Here is a 6,405-nt window from a genome sequence, read left to right as displayed (position 1 = left end):
TATGTGAGGTGTAAGGTTAAGGAGCGGGTTAACGAGGTTAGCTTCTTTCCGAATCGGCCGTGAGGCTCACGTATAAAGTGAGTTTTTGGCCGGGTTGGAGATATTGGTTCCTCTTAATATTGTTCCATTGCCTTAATTGTTTTATCGTGACCTGGAACCGCCGTGAGATGCGGTACAATGAATCGCCTCTGCGCACTCGATAGGTAATCTTTCGGGGTTTGGCGACCGCTCCAGGCACCGTGAGCGTATGCAGGCTGGCGGGGATGATACTGGAAGAGGGGCCGTAGAGCACAATGATTCGCTGGCCGGGGTGCAGTAAAGCACGAGGGGATATATTATTCCAGTAGCACAGTTGCCGCACCGTAGTGCCATAGCGGCGAGACAGGAACCACAGGTTTTCTCCAGACCTTACGGTATGGATGGACTTGTCGCCGTAAGCGGCGACATCTTGTAGGGTATTTTGCTGACCCCCGTAAGCACGCGCTGGGATGGGAATAACGAGGTAATGCCCGGCGCGGATGAGATTGCCATTGAGATTGTTGAGTTGGCGCAATACTCTTGCTGTGGTTTGATAACGGAGCGCTAGCCCGCCGAGTGTTTCGCCGCGGCGCACCCGGTGCCGCACCCATTGGATCCGGAGTTCCGGAGGCAATTGAGCCACCTCGTCAGCAAAGCGTTCCGCCTTATCCAGGGGTAGCAGCAGGTGATGGGGGCCATCCGGGGCGGTGGCCCAGCGGTTGAAACCGGGGTTGAGTTGATGCAGTTCATTCAATTCCATATCAGCCAGTTTCGCCGCCGTTGCGAGATCCAATTGTGAATCGATATCGACACTGGTGAGATAGGGTTCGTCGGGAATAGGCCTGAGGGTGATGCCCAGTTTTTCCGGAGTGGCGACGATGTTCCGTAGCGCAAGGAGACGCGGTACGTATTGTTTCGTTTCACGGGGTAGCCGCAGTGACCAAAAGTCGGTGGACCTTCGGCGCCGTCGGTTGTAGCGCATTGCCTTGAGTACGGTGCCTTCGCCCGCGTTATAGCCGGCCAAGGCCAGCAGCCAATCGCCATCGAAGAAATCGTGCAAATATTCCAAATAATCAAGCGCCGCCCGCGTGGATGCTACGATGTCGCGTCGTCCATCGTACCACCAGTTTAATTTTAAGCCGAAGCGTCGTCCCGTAGCGGGGATAAACTGCCAGATGCCGGCTGCGTGGCCCGAGGAATAGGCGTAAGGCTGAAAGGCGCTTTCTACCACCGGCAATAACACGATCTCGGTGGGCAGTCCCCGTTGTTCCACTTGGCTGACGATGTAATGCAGATAGGGTCGTGCGTGCTCGGCGACGCGATCCAGGTAGTCTTGATTGCGGCTGAACCATTTGGCCTCTCCATCGATCCGCCTATCTTGCCGCTCCGGCAAGGCGAAGCCCTGGCGGATGCGGTCCCACAGGTCCGCGTCTTTCTCGCTGGAGTGGGCGCTAGCGGGTTGAGGGTCGTAGCTAGCGAAATCCTCCGTTGTTTCCGCATTCTCGTATTCTAGTGAGGGCTCATCTTCTGTCGTCGAGACGGCAAAGGACTGGGATTCGTCGGATGTAACGGTATGTCTTGGCCAAATTTGAGAGGGTTTATCCTCTATTATCGAGAAGGGATAGAATTGGGATTGGTCGGGTGTACCGGTATACCTTGGCCATATCATTGAGGGTTCATCCTCTGTTGCCGGTAGGGTAAACGATTCGGTTTCGTTAAAGCTGTCGGGCTCCTGTGGATCAGCTTCATCGGGAAGCTCCCGGGACGGCGCGCCAAACACGATCTCGGAACCGTCAAGAAAGGGTTCATCCGAGGCATCACTGGATGGTGTGGTCTGCGCTGGCGTCGGGGTATTTGTGCTGTCACCGGCGGTCTGCTCAGGTCTCGCCCGCTGCCCATGAAAAGTACAGCCGCCGATCATCAATCCCACCGCCATGAGGCATACAAGGAAAGATTTTTTCCCCTCTGAATGTTCCATAGTTTCAATCTTCTTAGGCGGCTCTAGATAGGGTGTCTTACTCCAAAATCAACCAATCGAGGGTGTCGTGCACCTACAGGCTTCCCGTTCAAAAGGACAGCGCTAAATTGCAATTATTCGAAATTAAGCGGATAGACCTAGACGCTTTCTAATGTTTTCATCAGCATAACGAAGTTGGCGAAAAGAGCCTAGACGGAATGTCTTTGGGTTTATCTACCTTTCAGATTACGCTTTACTTATACGACAGTCAAATTAAAGGCTCGCATTCCATACAGAAATTGACAATCCATTAACATGGGGTGTATTTGATGACCTTGGCTTGAACCCATTCATCAGGCAGAAGGAGTCGTGGGATGATCGATCATGGACAATTTGCCGTGCCGGGGACCACACCGTCACGACTGGTTTTTGAGGTCGCGTCGGAGTTGGCGGGTGAAGACGATTTGCCCCCAACGGACTCATCACGGCTTTCTGCAAAGCCCTCGAGGCCCGCAAGGATCGGATCCCGGGTCAGGGTGAGGGGGCCGCTTGCGCTGGATCGCATGTGCCGCAATACACCCGAGACCCCGTTGGACATCCCGCTGCATCCGGCGGCGGAGCGCTTCTGGCGTGACCGTGGTTATCTAACGTGAGACCTGCCCAGTTGCGAGCCCCGGTCATTCGAATGATTTAAAGCGGACCGAGACGCTGCGACCCGCACGCACGGCGAGACATCATGGCATTTGCAGCACTACGGCACAGAGACTTCCGTATTTTCTGGATTGGCCAGGTCCTTTCGGGGGTGGGAACACAGTTCTCTACGGTAGCCATGGCATGGCAGATCTATGAACTCACCAACTCCCCCCTTCACATTGGCATGCTCGGGCTCGCCCGTGCCATTCCCCAAATGTCGCTTCTTCTCTTCGGCGGCCTTCTTGCCGACGCCGTTGACCGCAAGCGCTTGCTGATCGTCACCCAGGTCGGGCAGTTTTTGGTTTCGGCGGGGCTCGTGGTCATCACGCTCTCCGGCAGGGCCTCCCCTTTTGCCCTCTACGGCGCAAACGTGTTCTTTGCGATCTTTTCATCGCTGGAAACGCCGGCCCGACAAGCGCTCCCTCCCAATCTCGTGCCCCGCACTGAGCTGCCCAACGCCCTGGCTTTGACCAATGCCCAGCGCCATGTTGCAATGATCGCAGGACCCTCCCTGGCCGGAATAGCTCTAGGTTTTGTTGGGCCGGCCCTTTGCTATGGCGTGGACGCCATATCCTGGCTTGCCATGGCGTTCTCGCTCACTTGCATCACGACCCCGCTCAGCGCCGCTGGTCGTCGAGCCATATCTTTCAACTCGCTCAAGGAAGGCGTGGGCTTTGTACGCTCCCAACCCGTGATTTTGCTGCTCATGTCCCTTGACTTTGGCATGACGTTTCTTGGATCGACACGCGCGCTACTCCCCATCTACGCGCGCGACATCCTCCAGGTGGGCCCGGAAGGGTTGGGCATTCTTCACTCGGCGGTCGCGGCGGGTTCGCTGGGCTCGGCCACCTTTCTGAGCTTTTGGGGACGTGTCCGGCGCGCCGGGCGGTGGGCCCTCATCGGCGTAGCCATCTACGGCGCCTGCGTGCTTCTGTTTGCGTTCTCAACGATCTTTTGGTTTTCGGTCCTGATGCTGGCAGGAACGGGTATGGGGAATACGATCGGCGCCGTGCTACGTAGCACGATCAACCAGTTATGCACCCCCGACGAAATCCGCGGCCGGATGTCTTCTGTCAACAGCATCTTCACCAGCGGCGGACCTCAACTGGGCCAGTTCGAGTCAGGTCTGGTCGCTTCCTTCGCTGGGGCGGAGATCGCCGCGTTCATAGGAGGTGTGGCCACGCTCTTGCTGGTGACGAGTGTCTCCGTCGCTGCCCCAATCGTCCGCAAGTTCGAGATCGGCAGTGAGAGCTTGCCCACCCCGACGGGCCCCCGACATCGCTAGAAAGGGGGTGGGAAAAGGGGACGCAACTCTTTTTCTCTAAGCGAGGTCAAAACTCTGCGTTTCCCGGTGTACGCGGGAAGGGGATCACATCGCGGATGTTTTTAAGACCGGTCAGATACATCATCATCCGCTCCAACCCGAGTCCGAAGCCCGAGTGAGGGACCGTTCCGAATCGGCGGAGGTCCAGGTACCACCAGTAGGGCCTTTCATCCAGTCCCGTTTCCTTTAACCTCTTTAGAACCACGTCGTATCGCTCCTCACGCTGGCTTCCCCCGATAATCTCCCCGACCCTCGGCACCAACACATCTATCGCTCGCACCGTTCGGTCGTCATCATTGACACGCATATAAAAGGGCTTGATGTCTTTCGGGTAGTCGGTAACGATCACCGGCTTCTTGAAGATTTCTTCGGTTAGAAACCGCTCATGCTCCGTTTGCAGGTCGTGGCCCCACATGGGCGGGAACTCCCACTTCCTGTTGGCGTCTTGCAGGGCCTTGATGGCGTCGGTGTACGAGAGATGGGCAAAGGCCGATCCTACGACATGCTCCAGCGTGTTGAGTACGGTTTTCTCCACACGTTGATTGAAAAACTCAAGGTCTTCCCTGCAGTGCTCGAGAACGTGGCGAATGGTGTATTTGAGAAACTCCTCGGCAACGCGCATGTTGTCTTGGAGGTCATGGAACGCCATTTCTGGCTCAATCATCCAGAATTCGGCCAGATGGCGTGGCGTGTTGCTGTTCTCGGCACGGAAGGTGGGGCCAAAGGTATAGACTTTGGTAAAGTTCAGGGCGAATATCTCGGCCTCCATCTGGCCGCTCACGGTGAGGTACGCAGGCCGTCCGAAAAAGTCCTGCCGCCAGTCCACGTCGCCGTCATCGGCCCTGGGAACGTTTCGTAGATTCAAAGAGGTGACGTTGAACATCTCACCGGCGCCCTCGCAATCGGAGGTGGTGATGATTGGGGTCTGGACGTAGATGAAGTCCCGCTCCTGAAAGAAGCTGTGTATGGAGTGGGTGAGGACGTTGCGCACGCGGAAGGCCGCGCCGAAGGTGTTACTGCGGACCCTGAGGTGGGCGATCTCGCGCAGGAACTCAAAAGAGTGTCCCTTCTTTTGCAGCGGATAGTTCGCAGGATCCGCCGTACCATAAACAGAAATGCTTGTGACCTTCAATTCCACGGCTTGACCCTTGGCGGGGGATTGGACCAGGACACCCGATGCGGAAATGGAGCTGCCAGTGGTGACTTGGGTGAGTGTTTCATTCGGCAACACTCCATCTTCCACCACGAGTTGTAGGCTCTTGAACCGTGAGCCATCATTTAATTCAATAAAGGTGATGCCCTTGGAGTCCCGACGTGAGCGAACCCAACCCTGCACGGTGATTTCGCTCCCCACGGGCAAAAGGTAGGCCTGCTTAATTGATGAGCGCTGTGAATCCATAGGGCAAGTATCGGAAAATGAGCCAGGATGTCAACCTGCTTTTTGTTGGAATATCCTCATTTGTCGCTGTCGCCGTTCTGTGGCGAGTCTTTAGAACCGTTCCAGAAGCGCTATGGTTTCCACCTCCTCTGTCTGGGGAAACATGTCAAATGGCTGAATGCTCGTCAGTCGGTATCCATCTCCCGTCAGCCGATCCAGATCTCGTGCCAGGGTCGCTGGCTCACACGAGACATAGAGGATCTTTGGCGCCCTGGCGGCGAGCATAGCCTGTAGGGCTTGAGGCTGGAGGCCCTTCCTTGGGGGGTTGCAAACAATTAAATCGATTTCAGACAGCTGGCGCCTTGCCTCCTCGATCTTATCCGCCACGTCCCCTACAAAAAAACGGCAGTTGTGAAAGCCGTTCATCCGCGCGTTCTGTTTGGCTGTCGAGATGGATAGGAGATTTTCATCGACACCCCAAACAGAGGCAGCATTGGTTGCTAGGTACAGGGAAAGGGGCCCGACTCCGCAGTAGAGATCCAGGACCCTCTCCCGTCCTTTGAGATCTGCCATGGCGACAGTGGCTTCATAGATCCGACGAGCCATAGATGGGTTCGCCTGGCAAAAGACACCGGCGGGTAGCATGAGTTTCAAAAATCCAATCTGTTCCACGATGGCGTCACGGCCAGCTAATGAACGGTAACGTTCCCCCCAAATCACATTGCCTCGTTCCTCGTTGATATTCTGGACGACCCCGCTGATAAAAGAAAAACGTCGATGGAGGGCTCGGGCTAACTCTTGGCCTTGGCGAAACCCGCTGTGGCGAGTCACAAGCGTAACCCCGAGCCTACGCTGCGAGAAGCTGTAGCGGAAGTCCACATAGCGAAGCTCACCGCTGTCGTCTTTCTCGTTATAAGCTTCGATCCCCAGCCGAACCATTTGCCCTTTTAGGTACTTCAGCACGGAGTTCACGGGTTTCGGATGAACCGGACAAGAAGAGATGTCGATCACACGGTGACTCTGCGGGTAATAAAG

At 56.0% G+C, this 6,405-nt stretch carries 4 protein-coding genes; 1 reads left to right on the top strand and 3 read right to left on the bottom strand.

Features of this window, described 5'->3' with window-relative positions; genetic code table 11:
• Positions 1 to 37: 37 nt before the first annotated feature.
• Positions 38 to 1,954: a LysM peptidoglycan-binding domain-containing protein gene (locus tag O6929_08570; protein MCZ6480440.1), complete on the bottom strand. Its 1,917-nt coding sequence runs from the start codon at positions 1,952 to 1,954 to the stop codon at positions 38 to 40.
• Between the two features lie 757 nt (positions 1,955 to 2,711).
• On the opposite strand from O6929_08570, the gene O6929_08565 reads away from it, so the two are divergent.
• Positions 2,712 to 3,953, top strand: a complete 1,242-nt coding sequence (locus tag O6929_08565; protein MCZ6480439.1) for an MFS transporter — start codon at positions 2,712 to 2,714, stop codon at positions 3,951 to 3,953.
• A 46-nt stretch (positions 3,954 to 3,999) separates the two neighbouring features.
• Here the strand turns inward: O6929_08565 and asnS are convergent, their stop codons facing one another.
• Positions 4,000 to 5,391: an asparagine--tRNA ligase gene (gene asnS / locus O6929_08560; protein MCZ6480438.1), complete on the bottom strand. Its 1,392-nt coding sequence runs from the start codon at positions 5,389 to 5,391 to the stop codon at positions 4,000 to 4,002.
• A 90-nt stretch (positions 5,392 to 5,481) separates the two neighbouring features.
• A partial coding sequence (rlmD, locus tag O6929_08555; GenBank protein MCZ6480437.1) for a 23S rRNA (uracil(1939)-C(5))-methyltransferase RlmD occupies positions 5,482 to 6,405 on the bottom strand: 924 nt, incomplete at its 5' end.

The organism is Candidatus Methylomirabilota bacterium (assembly GCA_027293415.1).
Lineage (GTDB): Bacteria > Methylomirabilota > Methylomirabilia > Methylomirabilales > CSP1-5 > CSP1-5.
Note: the sequence above shows the minus strand (reverse complement) of the source record. Positions and strands in the feature narration are given on the sequence as shown.

Bases quoted from the DNA above. Each gene is read 5' to 3' on its own strand.
- O6929_08565 (MCZ6480439.1), top strand. From the start codon at position 2,712: ATGGCATTTGCAGCACTACGGCACAGAGACTTCCGTATTTTCTGGATT.
- O6929_08570 (MCZ6480440.1), bottom strand. From the start codon at position 1,954: ATGGCGGTGGGATTGATGATCGGCGGCTGTACTTTTCATGGGCAGCGG.
- asnS (MCZ6480438.1), bottom strand. From the start codon at position 5,391: ATGGATTCACAGCGCTCATCAATTAAGCAGGCCTACCTTTTGCCCGTG.